At 76.2% G+C, this 19,841-nt stretch carries 26 protein-coding genes and 1 tRNA gene; 7 read left to right on the top strand and 20 right to left on the bottom strand.

Annotated features, from left to right (window positions below; genetic code table 11):
- Positions 1–2: 2 nt before the first annotated feature.
- Together ACI8AK_RS12380 and ACI8AK_RS12375 are read right to left on the bottom strand one after the other, a co-directional pair.
- Positions 3–455 carry a DUF427 domain-containing protein gene (locus tag ACI8AK_RS12380; RefSeq protein WP_456948633.1) on the bottom strand — a complete coding sequence of 151 codons (453 nt, stop codon included), beginning with the start codon at positions 453–455 and terminating at the stop codon, positions 3–5.
- A gap of 53 nt (positions 456–508) precedes the next feature.
- On the bottom strand, positions 509–739 hold the full coding sequence (locus ACI8AK_RS12375; RefSeq protein ID WP_387985736.1) for a DUF3618 domain-containing protein: 231 nt from the start codon (positions 737–739) through the stop codon (positions 509–511).
- A 102-nt stretch (positions 740–841) separates the two neighbouring features.
- Here ACI8AK_RS12375 and ACI8AK_RS12370 point away from each other — a divergent pair.
- Positions 842–922 (top strand) — tRNA-Leu (locus ACI8AK_RS12370).
- On the opposite strand, the gene ACI8AK_RS12365 is transcribed toward ACI8AK_RS12370, so the two are convergent.
- Complete coding sequence (locus tag ACI8AK_RS12365) at positions 874–1,797, bottom strand: DUF6910 family protein (protein WP_456956511.1); 924 nt, start codon at positions 1,795–1,797, stop codon at positions 874–876. The genes ACI8AK_RS12370 and ACI8AK_RS12365 overlap by 49 nt on opposite strands.
- Before the next feature lie 273 nt (positions 1,798–2,070).
- Between ACI8AK_RS12365 and ACI8AK_RS12360 the strand changes: the two genes are divergently transcribed.
- Positions 2,071–3,039 carry a hypothetical protein gene (locus tag ACI8AK_RS12360; RefSeq protein ID WP_456948634.1) on the top strand — a complete coding sequence of 323 codons (969 nt, stop codon included), beginning with the start codon at positions 2,071–2,073 and terminating at the stop codon, positions 3,037–3,039.
- A 16-nt stretch (positions 3,040–3,055) separates the two neighbouring features.
- On the opposite strand, the gene ACI8AK_RS12355 is transcribed toward ACI8AK_RS12360, so the two are convergent.
- From ACI8AK_RS12355 to rph, 5 genes are all read right to left on the bottom strand, one after another.
- Positions 3,056–3,217 (bottom strand): hypothetical protein, encoded by a 162-nt coding sequence (locus ACI8AK_RS12355; protein WP_387985743.1) that lies wholly within the window; start codon positions 3,215–3,217, stop codon positions 3,056–3,058.
- 20 nt (positions 3,218–3,237) lie between these two features.
- Positions 3,238–4,437 (bottom strand): glycosyltransferase family 2 protein, encoded by a 1,200-nt coding sequence (locus ACI8AK_RS12350; RefSeq protein ID WP_456948635.1) that lies wholly within the window; start codon positions 4,435–4,437, stop codon positions 3,238–3,240.
- Positions 4,438–4,525: 88 nt separating this feature from the next.
- Positions 4,526–5,611 (bottom strand): HPP family protein, encoded by a 1,086-nt coding sequence (locus ACI8AK_RS12345; protein WP_456956437.1) that lies wholly within the window; start codon positions 5,609–5,611, stop codon positions 4,526–4,528.
- Positions 5,612–5,699: 88 nt separating this feature from the next.
- Positions 5,700–6,311, bottom strand: coding sequence for an RdgB/HAM1 family non-canonical purine NTP pyrophosphatase (rdgB, locus tag ACI8AK_RS12340; protein WP_456956435.1), 612 nt, complete (start codon positions 6,309–6,311; stop codon positions 5,700–5,702).
- Positions 6,308–7,030, bottom strand: a complete 723-nt coding sequence (gene rph, locus ACI8AK_RS12335) for a ribonuclease PH (protein WP_456948637.1) — start codon at positions 7,028–7,030, stop codon at positions 6,308–6,310. The genes rdgB and rph overlap by 4 nt, the downstream gene beginning before the upstream one ends.
- A gap of 75 nt (positions 7,031–7,105) precedes the next feature.
- On the opposite strand from rph, the gene ACI8AK_RS12330 reads away from it, so the two are divergent.
- Together ACI8AK_RS12330 and bcp are read left to right on the top strand one after the other, a co-directional pair.
- Entirely contained in the window at positions 7,106–7,510 is a 405-nt protein-coding gene (locus ACI8AK_RS12330; protein ID WP_387985754.1) for a YjbQ family protein, read from the top strand.
- A gap of 48 nt (positions 7,511–7,558) precedes the next feature.
- Entirely contained in the window at positions 7,559–8,041 is a 483-nt protein-coding gene (gene bcp / locus ACI8AK_RS12325) for a thioredoxin-dependent thiol peroxidase (protein ID WP_387985756.1), read from the top strand.
- A gap of 4 nt (positions 8,042–8,045) precedes the next feature.
- On the opposite strand, the gene ACI8AK_RS12320 is transcribed toward bcp, so the two are convergent.
- The 9 genes from ACI8AK_RS12320 to ACI8AK_RS12280 form a co-directional block, all read right to left on the bottom strand.
- The gene (locus ACI8AK_RS12320; protein ID WP_387985759.1) at positions 8,046–8,636 is read right to left on the bottom strand and encodes a QsdR family transcriptional regulator; all 591 of its coding nucleotides are present in this window, start codon (positions 8,634–8,636) and stop codon (positions 8,046–8,048) included.
- A 199-nt stretch (positions 8,637–8,835) separates the two neighbouring features.
- Entirely contained in the window at positions 8,836–10,077 is a 1,242-nt protein-coding gene (locus tag ACI8AK_RS12315) for a low temperature requirement protein A (RefSeq protein ID WP_456956434.1), read from the bottom strand.
- A 100-nt stretch (positions 10,078–10,177) separates the two neighbouring features.
- Positions 10,178–10,657 (bottom strand): DUF4262 domain-containing protein, encoded by a 480-nt coding sequence (locus ACI8AK_RS12310; protein ID WP_456956432.1) that lies wholly within the window; start codon positions 10,655–10,657, stop codon positions 10,178–10,180.
- A 114-nt stretch (positions 10,658–10,771) separates the two neighbouring features.
- Complete coding sequence (locus tag ACI8AK_RS12305) at positions 10,772–11,725, bottom strand: DNA polymerase domain-containing protein (RefSeq protein ID WP_456956430.1); 954 nt, start codon at positions 11,723–11,725, stop codon at positions 10,772–10,774.
- A gap of 109 nt (positions 11,726–11,834) precedes the next feature.
- Positions 11,835–12,572 carry an MBL fold metallo-hydrolase gene (locus ACI8AK_RS12300; protein ID WP_456902832.1) on the bottom strand — a complete coding sequence of 246 codons (738 nt, stop codon included), beginning with the start codon at positions 12,570–12,572 and terminating at the stop codon, positions 11,835–11,837.
- Between the two features lie 54 nt (positions 12,573–12,626).
- On the bottom strand, positions 12,627–13,289 hold the full coding sequence (locus tag ACI8AK_RS12295; protein WP_456956428.1) for an HAD-IA family hydrolase: 663 nt from the start codon (positions 13,287–13,289) through the stop codon (positions 12,627–12,629).
- A complete protein-coding gene (locus tag ACI8AK_RS12290; RefSeq protein WP_387985771.1) occupies positions 13,280–14,230 on the bottom strand; it encodes a PLP-dependent cysteine synthase family protein in 951 nt (316 codons plus the stop codon). The genes ACI8AK_RS12295 and ACI8AK_RS12290 overlap by 10 nt, the downstream gene beginning before the upstream one ends.
- 47 nt (positions 14,231–14,277) lie before the next feature.
- Entirely contained in the window at positions 14,278–14,556 is a 279-nt protein-coding gene (locus ACI8AK_RS12285; RefSeq protein WP_387985774.1) for a ubiquitin-like small modifier protein 1, read from the bottom strand.
- A 159-nt stretch (positions 14,557–14,715) separates the two neighbouring features.
- Positions 14,716–15,189: a Mov34/MPN/PAD-1 family protein gene (locus ACI8AK_RS12280; protein WP_456948641.1), complete on the bottom strand. Its 474-nt coding sequence runs from the start codon at positions 15,187–15,189 to the stop codon at positions 14,716–14,718.
- A 107-nt stretch (positions 15,190–15,296) separates the two neighbouring features.
- On the opposite strand from ACI8AK_RS12280, the gene ACI8AK_RS12275 reads away from it, so the two are divergent.
- Positions 15,297–15,653 carry a hypothetical protein gene (locus tag ACI8AK_RS12275; protein ID WP_387985778.1) on the top strand — a complete coding sequence of 119 codons (357 nt, stop codon included), beginning with the start codon at positions 15,297–15,299 and terminating at the stop codon, positions 15,651–15,653.
- Here ACI8AK_RS12275 and ACI8AK_RS12270 read toward each other — a convergent pair.
- Together ACI8AK_RS12270 and clpS are read right to left on the bottom strand one after the other, a co-directional pair.
- Positions 15,592–16,089 carry a DUF2017 family protein gene (locus ACI8AK_RS12270; protein WP_456902835.1) on the bottom strand — a complete coding sequence of 166 codons (498 nt, stop codon included), beginning with the start codon at positions 16,087–16,089 and terminating at the stop codon, positions 15,592–15,594. The genes ACI8AK_RS12275 and ACI8AK_RS12270 overlap by 62 nt on opposite strands.
- Positions 16,086–16,382 carry an ATP-dependent Clp protease adapter ClpS gene (clpS, locus tag ACI8AK_RS12265; protein ID WP_387985781.1) on the bottom strand — a complete coding sequence of 99 codons (297 nt, stop codon included), beginning with the start codon at positions 16,380–16,382 and terminating at the stop codon, positions 16,086–16,088. The genes ACI8AK_RS12270 and clpS overlap by 4 nt, the downstream gene beginning before the upstream one ends.
- 72 nt (positions 16,383–16,454) lie before the next feature.
- Between clpS and ACI8AK_RS12260 the strand changes: the two genes are divergently transcribed.
- Positions 16,455–17,738 (top strand): nicotinate phosphoribosyltransferase, encoded by a 1,284-nt coding sequence (locus ACI8AK_RS12260; RefSeq protein ID WP_456902836.1) that lies wholly within the window; start codon positions 16,455–16,457, stop codon positions 17,736–17,738.
- Positions 17,739–17,752: 14 nt separating this feature from the next.
- On the top strand, positions 17,753–18,319 hold the full coding sequence (locus ACI8AK_RS12255) for an isochorismatase family protein (protein ID WP_456956426.1): 567 nt from the start codon (positions 17,753–17,755) through the stop codon (positions 18,317–18,319).
- Between the two features lie 171 nt (positions 18,320–18,490).
- Here the strand turns inward: ACI8AK_RS12255 and serB are convergent, their stop codons facing one another.
- Positions 18,491–19,759, bottom strand: a complete 1,269-nt coding sequence (gene serB / locus ACI8AK_RS12250; protein WP_456948643.1) for a phosphoserine phosphatase SerB — start codon at positions 19,757–19,759, stop codon at positions 18,491–18,493.
- Positions 19,760–19,841: the final 82 nt, after the last annotated feature.

Genomic DNA, 19,841 nt, shown 5'->3' with positions numbered 1-19,841 from the left:
GCTCACCAGCCGAGCGTGCCCGGCTCGCCCTTGAACGGGCCGACGACGTCCGCGGTGATCCAGCCGCCGTAGAAGTCCCCCGCCTGCGCGCGCACCTGCTCGCCGTCGACCAGCGCCCGGTCCACCCGACTCGGGTAGAACGCCACCGCGCCGCGCAGGTGCTCGTAGCCCGGGGCCGGGTCCTCGTAGGACCAGCCCACGGCCGGGTACCGCCGCCCGTCGACGACGGCGTCCCAGTAGGTGGCCCGCCCCTTCCACTCGCACCACGACGACCCGGCGGCCCGCTCGAGCACGCCGGGGGCGACGTCCTCGCGGGGCACGTAGTAGACCGGCGGGTGGCTGGTCTCGCAGACCCGCACCGCGCGGCCGGTCCCCGCGACCACCCGCCCGCCCAGCTCGACGACGACGCGGCGCGGCGTCACCTCCGCCGACGGCGGGCGCGGGTAGTCCCACACGGACTCCTGACCCGGGCCGACCGGGTCGCGGCGCGGCGGGCGCACGGTGCGGCTCAGTCGTTGCGGTGCCGGGCCTTCTGCACGACGACCAGCGTCACCAGCAGGCCGAGCGCGCCGACGGTGGCGCGCCCCGCCGTCGACTGCAGGAAGCGCACGACGGCGGCCTGCCCCTGGGCGCGCAGCCGCGTCGGGCTGCTCCGGTACGCCAACTGGTCCAGGGTGGCCGCCAGCGACTCACGGGCGGCGTCGATCTCCAGCTGGATCTCTCGAGGGTCGCGAGGCACGGCGACAGCCTGCCAGACACCGCGCCGACCGGCCCGTTCCGGCGATCAGCGGCACCCGCGCGGGCGATGCGCCCCCGGATGCGACCTAGACTCGGCGGCCACGCGGGAGTGGTGTAACGGCAGCCACGCCAGACTTAGGATCTGGTGCCCTCGGGCGTGCGGGTTCGACTCCCGCCTCCCGCACCCAGGGGTCGGCCCAGGCTCACGGTGAGCTCGACCTGCGGCGAGGCGAGCCCCGGGTCGTCGGCGTCGACCACCGCCAGCAGGCGCACCCGGTCGCCGTCCACGCCGCGCAGCGCCAGGCCCTCGACCTTCGCGACCCGGCCGTCCACCTCCGGCACCGGCGCGACGTCGAGCACCCGCCCGTGCTCGGCCAGGACCAGCGCCGCGGCCACCACCGGGCCGTCGTCGACGGCGTTCGGCGTGTCCTCCGCGGCCGCGGACAGCAGCTCCCGGCCGTCGGGCAGGGCGACGGCGTCGGTGACGGCGAGCCCGACGCCGGCGACCTCGCCGAGGTCGAGGGCGTGCACCGGCCCCAGCGGCACCGAGCCGGGGTCCGCGCGCCCGAGCACGGCCGCCACCAGCGGCGCCAGCGGGACCTCGACGCAGGCGTTCGGCACCCCGGCGGCGCGGTTGCCGCGCTGGTACCAGCGGAGGACGTCGCCCACGCGGGCGGCGCCCTCCAGGTTCCGCTGCCCGTCCGGCACCCCGAGGCGGTCGCCGACCGCGGCGTACAGCGGCCCGAGGTCGGCCGCCCGGGCGGAGGGCCGGTCGCCGTCGACGGCGGCCAGCACCCCGCGGGTGCGCCGCCGCGTGGACCCCGACCCGAGCAGCAGCACCGCGGGCCGCCCGTCGGCCTCCACCGGGCAGGCCGTCTCCAGGTCGGGCTTGAGGGACTTGGTCCCGGCCGCCTCGGAGAAGCGGTCGTGCCCCTCGACCGGCGGCAGCAGCCGCACCGGGACCACGCCGCCCGGGCGCTGCCAGGCCGCGGACGTGGCGTCGTCCTGGACGACGAGCCAGCCGTCGCCCAGCGGCGCGAGGCCCGAGGCCGCGGTCACCGGCGTCCCGTCGTCGAAGCGGAGCTCGCGGACAGCGGTGAGGTCGACGCGCACGGGCACGGGGTGCCCGCTCCCCTGCGGCCCCACGCGCACGACCGCTGGGACCGGATCACACAACTGTCTTTCCGCAGCTCAGCACGCTGAAGCCGGTCCGGGGCCGCTGCACGGGCGCCGCATCCGACGTAGCCTCGGATCGGCCGGCCGCACGACGGGGTGCCCGGGACCGGTCCTCTTCCCCGCACACCGTCCTCCGGACACGACCCGTCGGAGCCCATGACCTCCCCGCGCACCGATACCAGCACCTCCCCCGGTACGGACCCCGAGCCGGTCCCCGACAAGCCCCGCGCCTCGCTCACCGTCACCCAGGTGGCGGCCGGCGCCCTGGCCGCGGTGTCCGCGGCGGTCCTCGCCTCGTTCTTCGGAGTCGCCGGCACGGTGATCGGCGCGGCGCTGGTCAGCGTGGTCAGCACCGTCGGCTCCGCGCTCTACAGCGCCTCCCTGAACCGCACCGGCGAGAAGCTGCGGAAGGCCCGCGAGCAGCTGGCGACCCGGCCCGCCTCCGCGGCCGGCGAGGCGCCGACCCGGGCGATGCCCGCGGCCGGGCCGGCGGCCGGTGAGGCGGCGACCCGCGAGCTGCCCGCGCACCTGGACCCGCGCCGGGCCCCGGCACCGCGCAGGCGGATCCGCTGGCCGCGGGTGGCGGCGTACGCGGCCGCGGTCTTCGTGCTGGCCATGGGGATCGTCACGGCGATCGAGCTGGTCGGTCAGAAGCCGGTGTCGGCGCTGGTCGGCGGGTCCGACACCTCGTCGTCGTCCACCACGATCGGCGAGCTGTCCAACGCCTCGTCCTCGCGGGACCTGGCGCCGTCGGACTCCGACCCGACCACGCCGACGACCGGGGCGCCGGCCACGGGGACGCCCGGGGACGCCGGGGAGAGCGCGACCCCGCCCGAGGAGTCCGCGCCCGCCGGTGAGAGCGGCAGCGACGACGGCACCGACAGCGGCACCGGCGAGGACACCGAGGGCGGCAGCGGCGGCGACACGGACGGCGGCACGGACGGCGGCACGGAGGAGTCCGCGCCCGCCGAGCCGTCGACGCAGGCACCGGGGACCGACCCGGACAGCGGCAGCGGCAGCGGCTCCGGCAGCGGCTCCGGCAGCGGCTCCGGCGGCGGCTCGGGCTCCGGGTCGGGCACCGAGCCGCAGGCCGAGGCGGACAGCGGGGCGCAGCCGGCCGCCTGAGCCGGCCGCCCCGCCGTCAGTCCTTCGCCCGCCGGGGGACCAGCTTGAGCAGCGCCAGCCCGGCGAACAGCAGGGTGACGCCGGCGACCACGACCGCCAGCGCGTCGAAGCCGGTGGAGGCGAGGGCGGTCGACCCGCCCACGCCGCTGGCCGTCACGTAACCCGCCTTGCTGTACACGTGCACCTCCTCTCGGTGGGTCAGCCCGCCGCGGGGGCCGCGACGTGGTGCCAGGTGGCCTCCCGGCGGCGGACGACGTCCACCAGGGAGCGGACGAAGACGGCCTGGATAAACAGGTCGTAGACCAGTTCGACGACCAGGGGCAGCGCCAGCAGCAGCGCCCGCGGGCCGCCCCGGCGGACGGTCACCAGCCGCTCGGCCAGGAAGACCAGGCCGACCGAGGCCCAGAACGGGTCCAGGTGCAGGCCGCCGTCGCGCGCGAGGACCAGCACGGTGAGCAGCAGGTAGGCCTGGAAGGCGAGGACGCCGAGACCGATGCCGAGCTGCTGGCCCCAGTAGCGCAGGGTGACCCGGGTGAGCCCGTAGTGCCGGAGGTTCTCCAGGGCACCGCGCTGCCACCGCATGCGCTGCTTCCACAGGTCACGCCAGGTCGGCATGATCTCGGTGACCACCGAGCACGCCGCCGGGCTGGTCATGCGCCAGCCCAGGGTCTTGAGTGCGAGGGTCAGCTCGTTGTCCTCGGTCAGCGCGAGGGTGTCGTAGACCTGCCCCTCCCGGCCGGGCAGCGTGGTGCCACGGGCGGCGGCGACCTCCCGCAGCGCCCGGACGCGGAACAGCGTGCCCGTGCCGGTCAGCACCATCACGCGGCCGGTCCGCGAGACGTCGCGGCTGTACCGGAGGTACTCGTTGCGCTGCAGCTGCCCGAGCAACCCCGCCCCGGGGTGCCCGTAGAACAGACCCCCGGCAGCGCCGATCCGCGGCGAGGACTCGAGGCTGGCCGCGGCGGCCTCGAGGAAGCCGGGCGCGAGCTCGGTGTCGGCGTCCATCACGAGGACGAGGTCGTCGTCGCGCAGGTCGGGCGTGGGGCCGGCGGGGCCGTCCTCCGCCGCGCCCCTGCGCCGGTCGGGGCCTCGCCGCGGGTCGTCGGAGGCGCCCCGCCGGTCGGCGGTGGCGGTGCGGCGGAACCGCTGCACGATCGCCTGGTTGAGGGCGCCGGCCTTCTTGTCGGTGTTGCCGACGGTCTCGTAGACCTCGGCCCCGCGCTCGCGCGCGATCCGGGCGGTGTCGTCGGTGCAGTTGTCGGCGACGACGACCACGCGGTCGGGACGGCGCGTCTGCCGCTGCAGCGCGTCGAGGGTGTCCCCGATGTTCGCGGCCTCGTCGTGCGCCGGGATCAGCACGACCAGCCGCGCCGCCGGACGCCCGTCGTCCCCTGCCATGCCCGCCCCCTGCCGTCGGCCCGTCAGGAGGTCAACGGCAGCCCGAGGCGGATCCCGCAGCCGGCGCCGACGGGACCACCCGTACGGGTCAGGAGCCGACCAGCGCCCGGTGCAGGACGGCGACGAGCTCGGCGCGGGTGACGATCCCGGCGAGCCGGTCGTCGGCGTCGACCACCGGCAGGTGCCGCAGCCCGCGGTCGGCCATCAGCCCGACCAGCTCGGAGACCGGGGTGTCGGCGCCGACGGTGGTGACCGGGCTGGTCATGACCTTCGCGACCGGGTCGAAGTCCACGACGTCGAGGTTGAACAGGTCGTGGACGGTGACGATCCCGACGACCCGGCGGTCGGGCGTGACCACCGGCAGGGCCTTCACCGCGTGCTGGTTCATGAGCATCCGGGCGCGGTAGAGCGTCTCGTCGGGCTGCACGGTCCGCACGTCGCGCTCCATCAGCGCGCCCACGCGCAGCTGCCCGAGCCGGCGGTCCAGGGCGTGCGCCTCGGCGTCGCGGACCAGCGCCAGCACGTCGCCGGGCAGCACGTCCAGGCCGCGGTCCAGCCGCTGCATCGCCGCCGCGACGTCCTCGGCCTGCAGCCCGACCCGCTCGGTGGGCGGCGCCCCGGGCCCGGTGCGCGGCGGCTCGGGCACGTGCGGGTAGGGCCGGCCGGTCAGGTTGTTCACCAGCGCGGCCACGAGCAGCAGCACGAGGGTGTCGACGCCGACCGGCCACAGCGCGAACGCCCAGCCGTGGTCGGCGACCGCCGCCCCGCCGACCGCGGTGAACAGCGCGCAGGCGCCGCCTGGCGGGTGCACGCAGCGCAGCACCATCATCAGCGGGACCGCCACGCCGACGGCGACCGCCGCGGCCAGCGTGACGTCGTCGAGCAGCTTGCCCGCCGCGACGCCGACCAGCGTGGATACCGTGTTGCCGGCGAGCACGGGATAGGGCTGGGCCAGCGGGCTGGCCGGCGCGGCGAACAGCAGCACCGCGGTGGCGCCCATCGGCGCGACGATCCACGGCAGCCCGGCCGGCCCGCCCGGGACCGCGGAGGCGGTCAGGGCGGCCAGCGCGATGCCGGCCAGTGCGCCCAGCCCGCCGCGCAGCACCTCCGAGCGGCGGTAGCCCACCGGCGAGGGCCGCAGCCCGGTCCTCCACGCCCCGACGTCCGCGCGCACCCGGCTCCCCTCCCGCGGGCCCCCGCCCGCCGCGGGCGTGGACCCTACGTCGTCGGGGCGGTGCCGAGGTGCCGCCGCGGCGCGGCGGTCAGGCCGCGCCGAGCGTCTGCGCGATCACCGGGACCAGCGCGGCGAAGGCCTGCCCGCGGTGGCTGCGGGCGTCCTTCTCCGCGGGCTCGAGCTCGGCGGCGGTGCGGTCCAGGCCGTCGGCGACGAACACCGGGTCGTAGCCGAAGCCGTTGCTGCCGCGCGGCTCGCGGACCACCCGGCCGCGCCACTGCCGCGCGACGACCGACTCCGCGCCGTCCGGGGTGACCAGGGCGGCGGCGCACACGAACGCCCCGCCGCGCCGCTCGTCGGGGACGTCGCGGATCTGGCCGAGCAGCAGCGCGGTGTTGGCGGCGTCGTCGCCGTGCCGGCCCGACCAGCGCGCGGAGAGCACCCCGGGCATCCCGTTGAGCGCGTCGACGGCGAGACCGGAGTCGTCGGCCACCGCGGGCAGGCCCGTGTACCGGACCGCCTCGCGCGCCTTGAGCAGCGCGTTCTCCGCGAACGTCGCGCCGGTCTCGGGGGCCTCCGGGTACTCGGGGACGTCGCGCAGGCCGACCACCTCGATGCCCGGGACGGCGTCGGTCAGCAGCCGCTGCAGCTCGGCGAGCTTGCCGGCGTTGCGGGTGGCCAGCAGCAGGCGGGTGGTCATCGCTGCAGCACCTCCTGCTGGACACGGGTGAGCTCGGCGCACCCGGCGACGGCGAGGTCGAGCAGCCGGTCGAGGGTGGGCCGGTCGAACACCGCGCCCTCGGCGGTGCCCTGCACCTCGACGAACCCGCCCTCGCCGGTGCAGACGACGTTCATGTCGGTGCCGGCGCGCACGTCCTCCTCGTAGGCGAGGTCCAGCCGCGGCTCGCCGTCGACCACGCCGACGCTGACCGCCGCCACCGACTGCACGATCGCGTTCTTCTTCGCCGGCTTCCGGCGGTCGGCCAGCCACGCGACGGCGTCGGCGAGGGCGACGTAGGCGCCGGTGATGGCCGCCGTGCGGGTGCCGCCGTCGGCCTGCAGGACGTCGCAGTCGATGGCGACGCTGTTCTCCCCCAGCGCCGCGAGGTCGATCGAGGCGCGCAGCGAGCGGCCGATGAGCCGGCTGATCTCGTGGGTGCGCCCGCCGATGCGGCCCTTGACCGACTCGCGGTCGCCCCGGGTGTGCGTGGCGCGCGGCAGCATCGCGTACTCGGCGGTGACCCAGCCCAGGCCCGAGCCCTTCCGCCAGCGCGGCACGCCCTCGGTGACGCTGGCCGCGCACAGCACGCGGGTGCGGCCGAACTCGACGAGCACCGAGCCCTCGGCGTGGTCGAGCCAGTTGCGGGTGATGGTCACCGGGCGGAGCTGGTCGGCCGCGCGGCCGTCGGGGCGGGTCACGGGCACCGAGCCTATCGACGCCGGCACGCCGTCCTCGCGGCGAGATGCCGCGATCGGCGTGCCACGATCGACGACGTGCGATCGGAGCTGCGGACGGTGCGGACCGGCGGCGAGCCGGTGGTGGTCGACCTGACCGGCGAGTGCGAGGACTTCGTCCGGCAGGAGGACGACGGCCTGCTGTCCGTGTTCGTCCCGCACGCCACGGCCGGGCTCGCGGTCATCGAGACCGGCGCGGGCAGCGACGACGACCTGCTCGCCCAGCTCGACGAGCTGCTGCCCCGCGACGGCCGCTGGCGCCACCGGCACGGCAGCCCCGGCCACGGGCGCGACCACGTGCTGCCGGCGTTCGTGCCACCGCACCTGAGCGTGCCGGTGCTCGGCGGCCGGCTGCAGCTGGGCACCTGGCAGCGGATCTGCCTGGTCGACCCCAACGGCGACAACCCCGAGCGGCAGGTGCGGCTGTCGTTCCTCCGCGGCTGACGCCCCTGCTCCCCGACCCCGCCGGGCGGGCACGGCATCATGCCGGGCATGACCGAGACCGCTTCCGTCCGCCTCGCGCCCGGTGACCCGGCGCCGGACTTCACGCTGCCCGACGCCGACGGCACCCCGGTCTCCCTCGCCGACCGCCGCGGCCGCCGGGTGATCGTCTACTGCTACCCCGCCGCCCTCACCCCGGGCTGCACCACCCAGGCCGTCGACTTCACCGCCGCCGCCGGCGAGCTGGCCGAGGCCGGGCTGGACATCATCGGCATCTCCCCCGACCCGCCGGAGAAGCTGCAGCGCTTCCGCGAGCAGGAGGGCCTGGGCATCACGCTGCTGTCCGACCCGGACAAGCGCGTGCTCACCGCCTACGGCGCCTTCGGCACCAAGAAGCTCTACGGCAAGGAGGTGCAGGGCGTCATCCGCTCGACCTTCGTCGTCGACGCCGAGGGCCGCATCGAGCGGGCCGCCTACAACGTCAAGGCCACCGGGCACGTGGCGAAGCTGCGCCGCGACCTCGGCCTGGGCTGAGCGCTCAGTCCCCGCGGACGCCGAGCACGCCGGTCACCAACGCGTCGACGACCGTCGTCGCGGCCTTGAGGTCGGGGTCGCGGGCGACCATGACGTCGGAGTAGAGGAACGACTCCCCCAGCCGGACGACGGCGTAGGCCAGCACCGGCAGGGGCACCTCCGGCGTCAGCCCGCGCTCCTCGACGTCGCGCTCGAACAGCGCGGTGTAGGCCTCGACCAGCCGCGGCTGCACCCGGCCGCGCGGGTCGGTGAGGACGCGCATCGCGGTGGTCGGCTCGTCGTCGATGAAGCGGCGCAGCGACGACGCGGTGCCCAGGACGTGGCGGTAGTCCTCGATGATCGCCAGGCTGCGCAGCCGGGCCGCGGGCTCCGCGCCCTCGGGCCGGGCGTCGTGCGCCTCCGCGGCTCGACGCAGCGTGCGCTCGGCCAGCCACCACATCGCCTCGCCGAGGATGGCGTCCCGGTTGCCCACCCGGCGGAACAGCGTCACCCGCGAGATGCCCAGCTGGGCGGAGAGGGTCGTGGTGTCGAGCCGCTCGCCGTCGAGGAGGGTCCGCGCCGCCCGGCGGACGACCTCCTCACGCGGCGCGATCACGGCAGCAGCGTAGGCGCGGGCGTCCGGCGTCGACACGGCCCCGGCACCGGCCTCACCCGCCGGCGGGAGGGTGGCCACCGTACGTGCACGGCGGCCGTCCCCGTCGTCAGGACACGGGCCGGGCCGGTGCACCGCGAGTGCCGGGTGCCGGTGTCCACGCACCGCTCCTGGCGCGGCGGCCGGGCACGGGCGGAGGCGGTCACCCGTGCTCGGCGGCCGCCTCCGCCCGCACCCGCGCCCGCGCGTCGGCGTAGCGGACCACCTCGAAGCTCAGCAGCGCCACCAGGACCGCGGCGAGCACCGCGAGCTGCGCCAGCGCCGGCAGGGGCGCCACGGCCAGGGGCGCGAGCAGCAGCACCACCGCGACGACGGCCCGCGGCCGGTTGACCGACCCGACGTTGCGCAGCCGGAAGGCCAGGTGCGCCAGCAGGTACACCGCGACGCCGGCGTAGAGCGACCACAGGCCCGTCCCCTTCAGCGGGTCGGTCAGGTCGTGGTGCTCGACGTCGCCGACGTACTCGGCGACCTTCTTCAGCCCGAGGGCGAGGAAGATGATCCCGGCGATCATCGGGAAGTGCAGGTAGGTGTAGGAGTCGCGGGCCAGCCGGACCCGGTCCACGCCCTGCCTGCCGGCCAGCACCCGCTCCGCCACCGGGGCGACCACGTCGAAGTAGGACCACCACAGGCACACGCTCACCGTGAGTCCGAGGAGCGCGACGGCCGCGATCGGCAGGGTCAGCGGCAGGTCGGTGACCCCCACGCCGACCGCGATGATCGACTCGCCGAGGGCGATGATCACGATGAGGCCGTGCCGCTCGGCGTAGTGCCGCGGCGCCGGCAACCGCCAGTCGGTGCCGGAGACGTAGATCCCGGTGTAGTCGACCAGCAGCGCCAGGACCCACAGCAGCGTCTGGGTGGTCCCGCCGGCCAGCGCCCCGGCCACCAGGAGCCCGGCGGCCAGGACGACCGGGACCGCGGTCCGCAGCAGCTGTCGGCGCAACCCGGCGTCGTCCCCCGCCGCGACGAGGTAGACCGCGAGGTGACCCAGACGCACCACGGCGATGCACGCGGCCAGCACCAGCGGGGCGCTGAACCCGTCGCCCTCGTCGCGCCACGCCTCCGGGATCGACAGCGCGACGAGGAACAGCGCCCCCATCACCGTGATCAGCGCACCGCGGACGACGCCCTCGTCGGCCCGGGCCTGGTTCCCGAGCCACGCGTAGCTGCTCCAGGCCCACCACAGCAGCGCGAGGACGAGCAGGCCGCGCACCGCGCTGCGCCAGCCGATGTCCTCGGCCATGAAGGCGGTGACCTGGGTGATCGCGAAGACGAAGACCAGGTCGAAGAAGAGCTCCAGCGTGGTGACCGTGTGGTGCTCCGTCGTCGGCAGCACCCGGGCGTGGGCGCGCACCCCGGACGGTCGATCGGCTCGCGCGGTCACGTGCACCTCCCGCCCGCCGGGCGCGTCCCGGCATCCCGCGACGCGGGCCATCCTGGCCCCTCCCGGCGCCCGGGACGAGAGGCGTTCTCCCAGGGCGGACTCAGGCCGTCCACGTGCCCGGTCGGGGCTGCCCGCACCGGCCGGCGTCCCAGCCCGGGTCCCACGGGAAGCACCCGGCGGGCGAGGCCCAGGTGAGCACGTGCGCCGGCACCGAGTACTCGGCCGGCCGCCGGTACCAGCGGTTGGCGCCGAGCAGCACCTCGCCCGGGTTCGGGCACTCCTCCACGACCAGCTCCTCCCGGCCGGCCTCGAGCAGCTCCCCGGGCACCAGCGACCGGCCGGCCACGACCTCGCGGGCCACCGCGTCGAGCAGGGAGTGCGTGGCGGAGGTCCCGCGCCCGACGACCACCAGCTCGGGGTGGCCGAGGCCGAACAGGCCGATGGTGTAGCCGAACGCCGGCTCGTCGGGACGGTCCCCCGGCCCGACGTACTGGACGGCGAAGCGGGCGCGGCGGACGACGGCGGCGAGGTGGGCGTCCTCCTGGTCGAGCCAGGCGGTGGTCTGCGGGTCGTGCGTCATGCCCGGGAGCCTGCGGGTCGGCACCGACAGGACGCGCCCGCGCACACCCGGTGGTGGACGCGGGTCCCCCCTGGGGACGACGGCGGCCGGAGCGTCGGCCCCCGGGTCGCCCGCTCAGCCCTCCGCGGACCGCTTGGCCCGCGCCCGCCGCTTGCCCTCGTGCATCGCGGCCACCCGCGCGACCGGGATGGTGTGGCCCTCGGCGACGAGGTCGGCCGGGAGCGCCTGCGGCGGGGGCAGCAGCCGCGCCCAGGGGTCGCCGTCCCCCAGCCGGTCCGGCGCGGTCGTCACGGTGACGTCGCCCGGCCGGGCCGAGGGCAGGTCCTCCCACGCCACCGGCGCCGACACGGGCAGGCCCGGCCGGATGCGCGGGCTGTAGGCGGCCACGATCGTCGAGGACCCCGAGCGGGTGGAGTCGAGGAAGACCCGGCCGTGCCGGTCCTCCTTGATGTAGGCGGTCGTGGCCAGGTCCGGGTCGAGGGCCGCGGCGCGGGCGGCGAGCGCGCGGGTCGCGGCGGCGGCGTCCTCGGGTCCGGCCCCGCGCACCGGGACGACGACGTGCACGCCCTTGGACCCGCTGGTCTTCACCGCCCCGGCCAGCCCGGCGTCGGCCAGCGCCCGCCGCACCAGCTCCGCGGCCCGCACGACCACCGCGAAGTCGGCGCCCTCCGGCGGGTCGAGGTCGAGCACGACGCCGGTCGGCTCGGTCTCGGCGCCCGCGCGGAAGAACGGGACGTGGAACTCCACGGCGCGCTGGTTGGCCAGCCACAGGAGCGTCCGGCGGTCGTCGCACAGCACCTGGTGCACCTGGCGGTGGGCGCCGAACGACCACACCGGCACGGTGCGCACCCAGTCCGGCGCGCCCCTGGCCACGTTGCGCTGCATGAACGGCTCCTGGCCCGGCCGCACGCGCTTCACCGACAGCGGCCGGCCCGCCAGCTGCGGCACCAGCCGGTCCGCGAACGCGTCGAGGTGGTCGACCAGGTCGCCCTTGGTGACGCCCAGCCCGTCCCCCAGCGGCGCGTCGAGGCTGGTCAGCCGGACGCCGTCCCGTTCGTCGTCGACCACCGGCCCACCGTGCCCGCCCGGCACGGGCGCGGCAAGTGAGTCCACCGCTGGTCCCCGCCGGCCACCCTGCGCGGGCCCGCGCCGAGCACGCGGGGCGCGAGGGTTCCGCTCACACGTCGTAGGTCGCGCCCGGGGCGACCAGCTCCGCGCCGGGGAACGCCGTCCGCGCCGCGGCCAGCTGCGCGACGGGGTCCACCCACGCGGGCACGTGGGTGACCAGCAGGCGCCGCACCCCGGCCGCGGCCGCGGCCTCCCCCGCCTGCCGGCCGGTGAGGTGCAGGTCCGGCGGCAGCCCGTCCCGGTCGGGGTGGGCGGCCTCGGCCAGCAGCACGTCGGCACCGTGCGCCAGGTCGACGACGGCCCGCGACGGCCCGGTGTCGCCGGTGTAGACCAGCGAGCTGCCGTGGGCGGTCAGCCGGACGGCGTGGCACTCGACCGGGTGCGCGGTCCGCGCGGTCTGCACGGTGAACGGGCCGAGGACCGCCGACACCGGGGTGGCCGCGAAGTCGAAGACGTCGGTCAGCGGCGCGCCGCCCTCGTCGTAGACCAGGCCCAGCCGCCGCTCGGCCCCGGCCGGGGCGATCAGCGGGACCCGGCGCCGCGACGAGCGGCCGGAGTAGCGGTGCCAGACCACGAACGGGACGACGTCGAGGCAGTGGTCGGCGTGCAGGTGGGAGAGGTAGACGGCGTCGATCGAGTCGGGGTCGGCCAGCGCCTGCAGCGCCCCGAACGCGCCGCTGCCCAGGTCCAGCAGCACCCGGAAGCCGTCGTGCTCGACGAGGTAGCAGGAGGCCGCCGACGCGGGGCCGGGCCCGCTGCCCGAGCAGCCCACGACCGTGAGCCTCATGCCGCGACCCCCGGCCGGTCGCACGTCCATCCGCTGTCCATGGCGGGCGCCAGGCTAGCCGCCGGTCGGGAGCAGGGCGGCGGCCGGGACGGACAGGACGCCGCCGGCCCAGGACAGGCCGCGCAAGTCGCGGACGACGACGTCGGCCCCGGTGCCGAGGGCCCGCTCCCCCACGCCGACGACCCGCGCGCCGGCCGCCCGGCCGGCGGCGATGCCGGCGGGGCTGTCCTCGAACACCACGGTGTCCTCCGGGGGCACGCCGAGCAGGCGGGCGCCGAGGCGGTAGCCCTCGGGGTCGGGCTTGCCGGTGCGCACGTCGCGGGCGGTGACCAGGGTGCGGGGCAGCGGCAGCCCCGCGGCGGTCAGCCGGGCGGTGGCGAGGTCGGGGGTGCCGGAGGTGACCACGCCCCACACGTCCGCGGGCAGGCCGGCCAGGAGGTCGGCGGCGCCGGGGACGGCGGCCACGGTGGCGGCGTCCTCGAGCTCGTACCGGTCGATGAGCGCCGTCGCGGCGGCCCGCCCGGGCCCGGGCACCAGGTCGGCGACGGTGTCGGCCGACCGCCGGCCGTGTACGACGGCGAGCACGTCGGCGGGCACCAGGCCGTGCTCGCTGGCCCAGCGCGACCAGGAGGAGGTGACGGCGGCGTCGGAGTCGACCAGGACGCCGTCGTTGTCGAACAGCAGGGCCCGGGCGGGCAGCTCCGGGCTCAGGCCCACAGCTGGCCCTCGAGGGCCGAGGTGGCCTCCTCGAGGGTGCCGGCGTAGGCGCCGGTGGACAGGTACTTCCAGCCGCCGTCGCAGACGATGAACACGATGTCGGCGCGGCGGCCGGCGGCGACCTCGCGGTCGGCGACGCCGAGTGCCGCGTGCAGGATCGCCCCGGTCGAGATGCCGGCGAAGATGCCCTCGCGCTCGACCAGCTGCCGGGTGCGGTGGACGGCGTCCTCGGGGCCCACGGAGAACCGCGAGTCCAGCAGCGACGGGTCGTAGAGCTCGGGGATGAACCCCTCGTCGATGTTGCGCAGGCCGTAGACCAGCTCGCCGTAGCGCGGCTCGGCGGCGATCACCTGGACGCCGGGCTTGTGCTCGCGGAAGTAGCGCGAGCAGCCCATGAGCGTGCCGGTGGTGCCCAGGCCCGCGACGAAGTGGGTGATCGACGGCAGGTCCGCGAGGATCTCCGGGGCGGTGCCGGTGTAGTGCGCCTCGGCGTTGGCCGGGTTGCCGTACTGGTAGAGCATCACCCAGTCGTCGTGCTCGGCGGCCATCTCCTTGGCCATCGCGACCGCCTGGTTGGACCCGCCGGCCGCCGGCGAGCTGACGATCTGCGCGCCGTACATCTCCAGCAGCTGGCGCCGCTCGACGGAGGTGTTCTCCGGCATGACGCAGATCAGCCGGTAACCGCGCTGCCGGGCCACCATCGCCAGCGAGATGCCGGTGTTGCCGCTGGTCGGCTCGAGGATGGTGGCGCCCGGCTGCAGCGTCCCGTCCTTCTCCGCCGCCTCGATCATCGAGATCGCGGCACGGTCCTTGATCGACCCGGTCGGGTTGTGGTCCTCGAGCTTGGCCCACAGCCGCACGTCCGGCGTCGGCGACAGGTTCGGCAGCCCCACCAGCGGGGTGCCGCCGAGGGAGTCGACGAGGGAGTTGAAGCGGGCCATGCGGGAGCTCTTCCGGGTGAGGGGACGGGACGGCGGGGCGGGAGGCCTCAGCAGCCGCCGGCGACCGCCGGGAGGATGGTGACCGAGTCGCCGTCCTTGACCGCGGTGTCGAGCGCGCCGGTGAAGCGCACGTCCTCGTCGTTGACGTAGACGTTGACGAAGCGGTGCAGCTTGCCCTCCTCGGTCACCAGGCGGCCCTTGAGGCCGGGGTGCTTGGCGTCGAGGTCGTCGACGAGCGCGCCGAGGGTGTCCCCGCTGCCCTCGACGGTCTTGTTGCCGCCGGTGTGGGTGCGCAGGATGGTCGGGATCCGGACCTCGATGGCCATGGCGTGCGGTTCTCCTCGGGAGGGTGGGGACGTGCGGGAGCGCTCGGCGTGAGCGCGTGTCGGTGCGGGCAACGCCCGCTCGCCGCGGGTCATTCCGCGGCCGGCCCGTCCAGGGCCCCGCCCCGGGCTCGCGAGGGGTGGGGAGGACGGGGTCCTCGGTCAGTCGTAGACGACGGTGGTCGGCGAGTGGCCGAACAGGTAGGACTCGACGACCTCGACGTCCTCCTCGCTCACCTCGCCGTCGACGATCCGGAAGCTGCGGAACTCGACGTCGTCCCCGGCCAGGCCGGTCTCCCGGCCGTGGTGGCGGGTGGAGACGAGCACGTAGTGCGCGTTGGGCTCGGACGCGTAGCTGACGTCGGTGCGCGAGGGGTACGCCCCGGTGGCGGTGTGGGAGTGGTAGATCACCACCGGCTCCTCGTCCCGGTCGTCCATCTCCCGGTACAGGCGCAGCAGGTCGGCCGAGTCGAACTCGTAGAACGTCGGCGACCGGGCGGCGTTGAGCATCGGGATGAACCGCTCGGGACGGTCGCTGCCCTCGGGCCCGGCGACGACGCCACAGGCCTCGTCCGGGTGGTCCTCCCGGGCGTGGGCCACGATGGCGTCGTAGGTCGCGCGGTCGATGCGCAGCACACCGCCAGTCTAGGCGGCGCCCGGGAGCGGCACCGCGGGCACCGGGCGACGCTCGCCCGACCGGGGCAGGTCACCCGCTCGTCACCGACCGGATACGGTGCGGACCCGTGGTGCTCGACCTGATCATGGCGGCCGGCGTGGTCGTCGTCGCGCTGCCGTCGCTGTGGCTCGGCATCCGGGGGCTGACCCTGCGCAGCGGGCACTACAGCAGCGACGTCGCCGCCGACCGCCTGTCGCTGGCGCTGCTCGTCGCGCTGCGGGTGCTGGTGCTCCTGCTGGTGCTGGCCCTGTCGGTGGTCACGCTCGTCTCCACCGTCGGGGCGGCCGTCCGCGAGCTGGAGCTGCCCAGCCTGGTGCTGGTCTTCTTCGTGCTGGACCTGCTGCTGGCGGCGCTGGTGCTGCTCACCTTCGGGCGTCGCGCCCGGCGGCGACCGCGTCGACGAGCGACCCCTGCAGCCCGGTGAGCCAGTAGTAGACGGCCAGCTGCTGGCCCTCCTCGCCGGCCGGGTCCTCGGGCGGCTCGGTCTCCTCGGTGACCCCGATCCGCTCGCCCAGGGCCAGCCGCAGGTCGTTGGTGGTGCGCAGCCACGCGCCGGCCTGGTCCCGGTCCAGCCGCACCTCGCCGCCGTCGGCGGGGAGGGTGGCCCGGACGGCGGCCAGGTCGTCGGTCTTGCCCGCGCGCAGCGCCGACTCGGTCAGCTCGCGGTAGTCGGCGGCGAGCTCCGGGTCGGTGCGGTGCCCGGCCGGCAGCAGCCGCGCGACCACCGGGTCGCCGTCGACGTCCTCGGGGTCGGCGCCCAGCAGCTGCTCGAGCTGGTCGAGCAGCAGCCCGAGGACGCCGGCCTCGGCCGGCTCGAGCCGCGCGACGACGTCGGCCCCCTTGCGGCGGAACGGCCTCATGCGTCCTGCTGGTAGGTGGCCCACAGGCCGTAGGCGTGCAGCCGGCTGGTGTCGTGCTCCATCCGCTCGCGCGGGCCGGAGCTGACCACCGCCTTGCCGTCGTTGTGCACCTGCAGCATGAGCGTCGTCGCCGTCGGCTCGTCGTAGCCGAACAGCTCCCGCAGCACGTGGGTCACGTAGGTCATGAGGTTCACCGGGTCGTTCCAGACGATGGTGACCCAGGGCCGGTCGAGGTCGGCGGTCTCCTCGACCGTGGGTTCGGGCGTCCGTGTCGGCGCGAGTGGTCCGGCCACCCGACCACTCTAGGACGGTCGCTCCCCCGGTCCCCCGGGTGCGGTCGCGGCGGTCGACCTAGGGTCGGGATCATGCCGACGGGTACCGCCCTGCTCACCGACCGGTACGAGCTGACGATGGTCGCCGCCGCCCTGGCGGACGGCACCGCCGACCGCGACTGCGTCTTCGAGGTCTTCGCCCGGCGCCTCCCGCACGGCCGCCGCTACGGCGTGGTCGCCGGCACCGGCCGGCTCCTGGAACTGCTGCCCGCCTTCCGCTTCGGCGACGAGGAGCTGGCCACCCTCCGCGAGCAGGGCCTGACCGACGCGCGGCTGCTGGACTGGCTGGCCGACTTCCGCTTCTCCGGCGACGTCGACGGCTACGCCGAGGGCGAGCTGTTCTTCCCCGGCTCCCCGGTGCTCACCGTGCGCGCGCCCTTCGCCGAGGGCGTGCTGCTGGAGACCCTGGTCCTCTCGGTGCTCAACCACGACAGCGCGATCGCCTCGGCCGCGGCCCGCATGGTCGGGGCGGCCTGCGAGCGGCCGTGCATCGAGATGGGCTCGCGTCGCACCCACGAGCAGGCCGCGGTCGCCGCGGCGCGGGCGGCGTACCTGGTCGGCTTCACCGCCAGCTCCAACCTGGAGGCCGGCCGCCGGTACGGGGTGCCGACGACGGGCACCAGCGCGCACGCGTTCACCCTCCTGCACGACGACGAGGCCGCCGCCTTCCGCGCGCAGGTCGACACGCTCGGCGTCGGCACCACGCTGCTGGTGGACACCTACGACGTCGTCCAGGGCATCAGGACGGCGGTCGAGGTGGCCGGGCCGGAGCTCGGCGCCATCCGGCTGGACTCCGGCGACCTGCCGACGCTGGCCACCGCCGCCCGCCGCCAGCTCGACGACCTGGGCGCCACGAAGACGCGGATCATCGTCACCAGCGACCTCGACGAGTACGCGATCGCCGGGCTCATGGCCGCGCCGGTCGACGGCTACGGCGTCGGCACCTCGCTGGTCACCGGGTCGGGCGCGCCGACCGCCGGGATGGTCTACAAGCTGGTCGAGCGCGACGGCGTGCCGGTGGCCAAGCGCTCGGAGGGCAAGAACTCCACCGGGGGCCGCAAGACCGCCGTCCGCCGGCACGACGCCGACGGGACGGCGACCGCCGAGGTGGTCAGCAGCGGGCGGGTCGAGCCGCGCGACGGCGACCGGCGGCTGCTGGTGGAGCTGGTCCGCGGCGGCGAGGTGGTGACGCCGTCGTCCCCGGCCGACGCGCTCGAGGCGGCGGCCGCGCACCACCGCCGGGCGCGCGAGGCCCTGCCGCAGGAGGCATGGGCGCTCTCCCGCGGGGAACCCGCACTGGAGACGGTGACGGCGTGAACGGAGGTCCCGCGGTGACGCGCGCACTGCTGGTGGTGGACGTGCAGAACGACTTCTGCGAGGGCGGCAGCCTGGCGGTGGCCGGGGGTGCGGCGGTGGCGGCGGCGATCACCGAGCACGTGCGGTCCGCCGACTACGCGTACGTGGTCGCCACGCGCGACCACCACGTCGACCCGGGCGACCACTTCCACGAGGAGCCCGACTACCTGGAGACCTGGCCGGCGCACTGCGTCGCCGGCACGAGCGGGCTCGAGCTGCACCCGTCGCTGGACCGCGGGCCGCTCGACGCCGTCTTCGACAAGGGCCACTACGCGGCGGCCTACTCCGGCTTCGAGGGGCGGGCCGACGGCGTGCCGCTGGCGGACTGGCTGCGCGAGCGGGGCGTGGACGCCGTCGACGTCGTCGGCATCGCGACCGACCACTGCGTGCGGGCCACCGCGCTCGACGCCGTCGCGGCGGGCTTCGGGACCCGCGTGCTGCTCGACCTCACCGCGGGGGTGTCCGAGGCCTCGACCGAGGCGGCGCTGGACCAGCTGCGCACCGCCGGCGTGGAGCTGGAGGGCACGGTCACCCGCCCCTGAAGCGAGCCGCCCTGCGTAGGACGGCGGACCGACCGCGGGGCCGGAGGCTCCCGGGCGGGACGTCGTGGCAGGGCTCAGCGCAGCAGGGGTACGGCTCGTGGCCGCGGTGCCGTCCGGCAGGACGGCAGATCACACGGTGTCACAGTCACACGGTGTCACAGTCACACGGTGTCACAGCGCGTCCATCACCTCGTCCCTCGTGAAGCCGAGGACCTGCAGCACGGCGTCGAGGTAGGGCTGGTTGAGCGCGGTGTGCGCCTGCTCGCGCACCACGGGCTTGGCGTTGAACGCGATGCCGAGCCCGGCGGCGTTGAGCATGTCGAGGTCGTTGGCGCCGTCGCCGACCGCGACCGTCTGCTCCAGCGGGATGCCGTGCTCGGCGGCGAAGCGGGCCAGCGCGCGGGCCTTGCCCGCCCGGTCGACGATCTCGCCCACCAGGCCGCCGGTGAGCCTCCCGTCGGCGACCTCGAGGGTGTTGGCCGCGGCGAAGTCGAGGCCGAGCGCGGCGGCCAGCGGGTCGGTGATCTGGCTGAAGCCGCCGCTGACGATGCCGCAGCGGAACCCGAGCCGCTGCAGCGTGCGGATGAGCGTGCGGGCGCCGGGGGTGAGCTCCAGGTGCTCGCGCACCTCGTCGAGGACCTCGACCGGCAGGCCCGCCAGCGTGGCCACCCGGGCCCGCAGCGACTCGGCGAAGTCCAGCTCCCCGTTCATGGCCGCCGCGGTGATCCGGGCGACCTCGGCCGCCCGCCCGGCGCGGGCGGCCAGCTCGTCGATGACCTCGCCGCGCACCAGCGTGGAGTCGACGTCGAGGACGATCAGCCGCTTGCTGCGCCGGGCGAGCCCGACCTGCTCGACGGCGATGTCGGCGCCGGTGGCGGCGGCGACGGCGGCCAGCGCGGTGCGCAGCTCGGTGGCCCCGGCCCCGGAGACGGTGAGCTCCAGGGACGTGACCGGGTGGTCCGACAGCCGCCGGATCGCGTCGATGTTGCCGCCGACGCCCGCGATGGCGGTGGCCGCGCCGGCGACCGCGGACGGCGGCACGGGCCGGCCGAGCAGGATCACGTGGTGCGGCCGCCCGGTGGGTGTGGTGCCGCCACCGCGACCGGAGGCGGTCTCCACCTCGACCCGGACGCCGGTGGCGCGGGCGACCTCGGTGGCCAGCCGGCCCAGGCAGGCGAGGAAGCCGGCCTCGTCCACCGCGCCGTCGGCCGGCCGGGCGCCGATGACCACCCCGAGGACCAGCTGGCCGTGCACGACGACCTGCTCGACGTCGACGACCTCGACCGGCGGGAGCCCCTCGTCGCCGGAGGCGAGGGCCCCGAACAGCCGGGCGGTCACGCCGGGCCGGTCGGCGCCGGTGACCGTCAGGACCGCGCGGGGCCCGTCGGGGGCGGCCTGCGGACGCGTGCGGGGTGCGGGGTCGAGCGGCACGGCGGCCATGGTGCCGCACTCCCCCGGCGGCTCCGGGCGGTGGTCCCGCGGACGAGGCGACGCCCCGCCGGCCGGAGCCGACGGGGCGTCG

Source organism: Geodermatophilus sp. SYSU D00867 (assembly GCF_054050315.1).
Note: the sequence above shows the minus strand (reverse complement) of the source record. Positions and strands in the feature narration are given on the sequence as shown.

Excerpts from the sequence above, each read along its gene's own strand:
- ACI8AK_RS12360 (WP_456948634.1), top strand. The coding sequence starts at position 2,071 with ATGACCTCCCCGCGCACCGATACCAGCACCTCCCCCGGTACGGACCCC.
- ACI8AK_RS12350 (WP_456948635.1), bottom strand. The coding sequence starts at position 4,437 with ATGGCAGGGGACGACGGGCGTCCGGCGGCGCGGCTGGTCGTGCTGATC.
- rdgB (WP_456956435.1), bottom strand. The coding sequence starts at position 6,311 with ATGACCACCCGCCTGCTGCTGGCCACCCGCAACGCCGGCAAGCTCGCC.
- bcp (WP_387985756.1), top strand. The coding sequence starts at position 7,559 with ATGACCGAGACCGCTTCCGTCCGCCTCGCGCCCGGTGACCCGGCGCCG.
- ACI8AK_RS12310 (WP_456956432.1), bottom strand. The coding sequence starts at position 10,657 with ATGACGCACGACCCGCAGACCACCGCCTGGCTCGACCAGGAGGACGCC.
- ACI8AK_RS12300 (WP_456902832.1), bottom strand. The coding sequence starts at position 12,572 with ATGAGGCTCACGGTCGTGGGCTGCTCGGGCAGCGGGCCCGGCCCCGCG.
- ACI8AK_RS12290 (WP_387985771.1), bottom strand. The coding sequence starts at position 14,230 with ATGGCCCGCTTCAACTCCCTCGTCGACTCCCTCGGCGGCACCCCGCTG.
- ACI8AK_RS12285 (WP_387985774.1), bottom strand. The coding sequence starts at position 14,556 with ATGGCCATCGAGGTCCGGATCCCGACCATCCTGCGCACCCACACCGGC.
- ACI8AK_RS12270 (WP_456902835.1), bottom strand. The coding sequence starts at position 16,089 with ATGAGGCCGTTCCGCCGCAAGGGGGCCGACGTCGTCGCGCGGCTCGAG.
- ACI8AK_RS12260 (WP_456902836.1), top strand. The coding sequence starts at position 16,455 with ATGCCGACGGGTACCGCCCTGCTCACCGACCGGTACGAGCTGACGATG.
- serB (WP_456948643.1), bottom strand. The coding sequence starts at position 19,759 with ATGGCCGCCGTGCCGCTCGACCCCGCACCCCGCACGCGTCCGCAGGCC.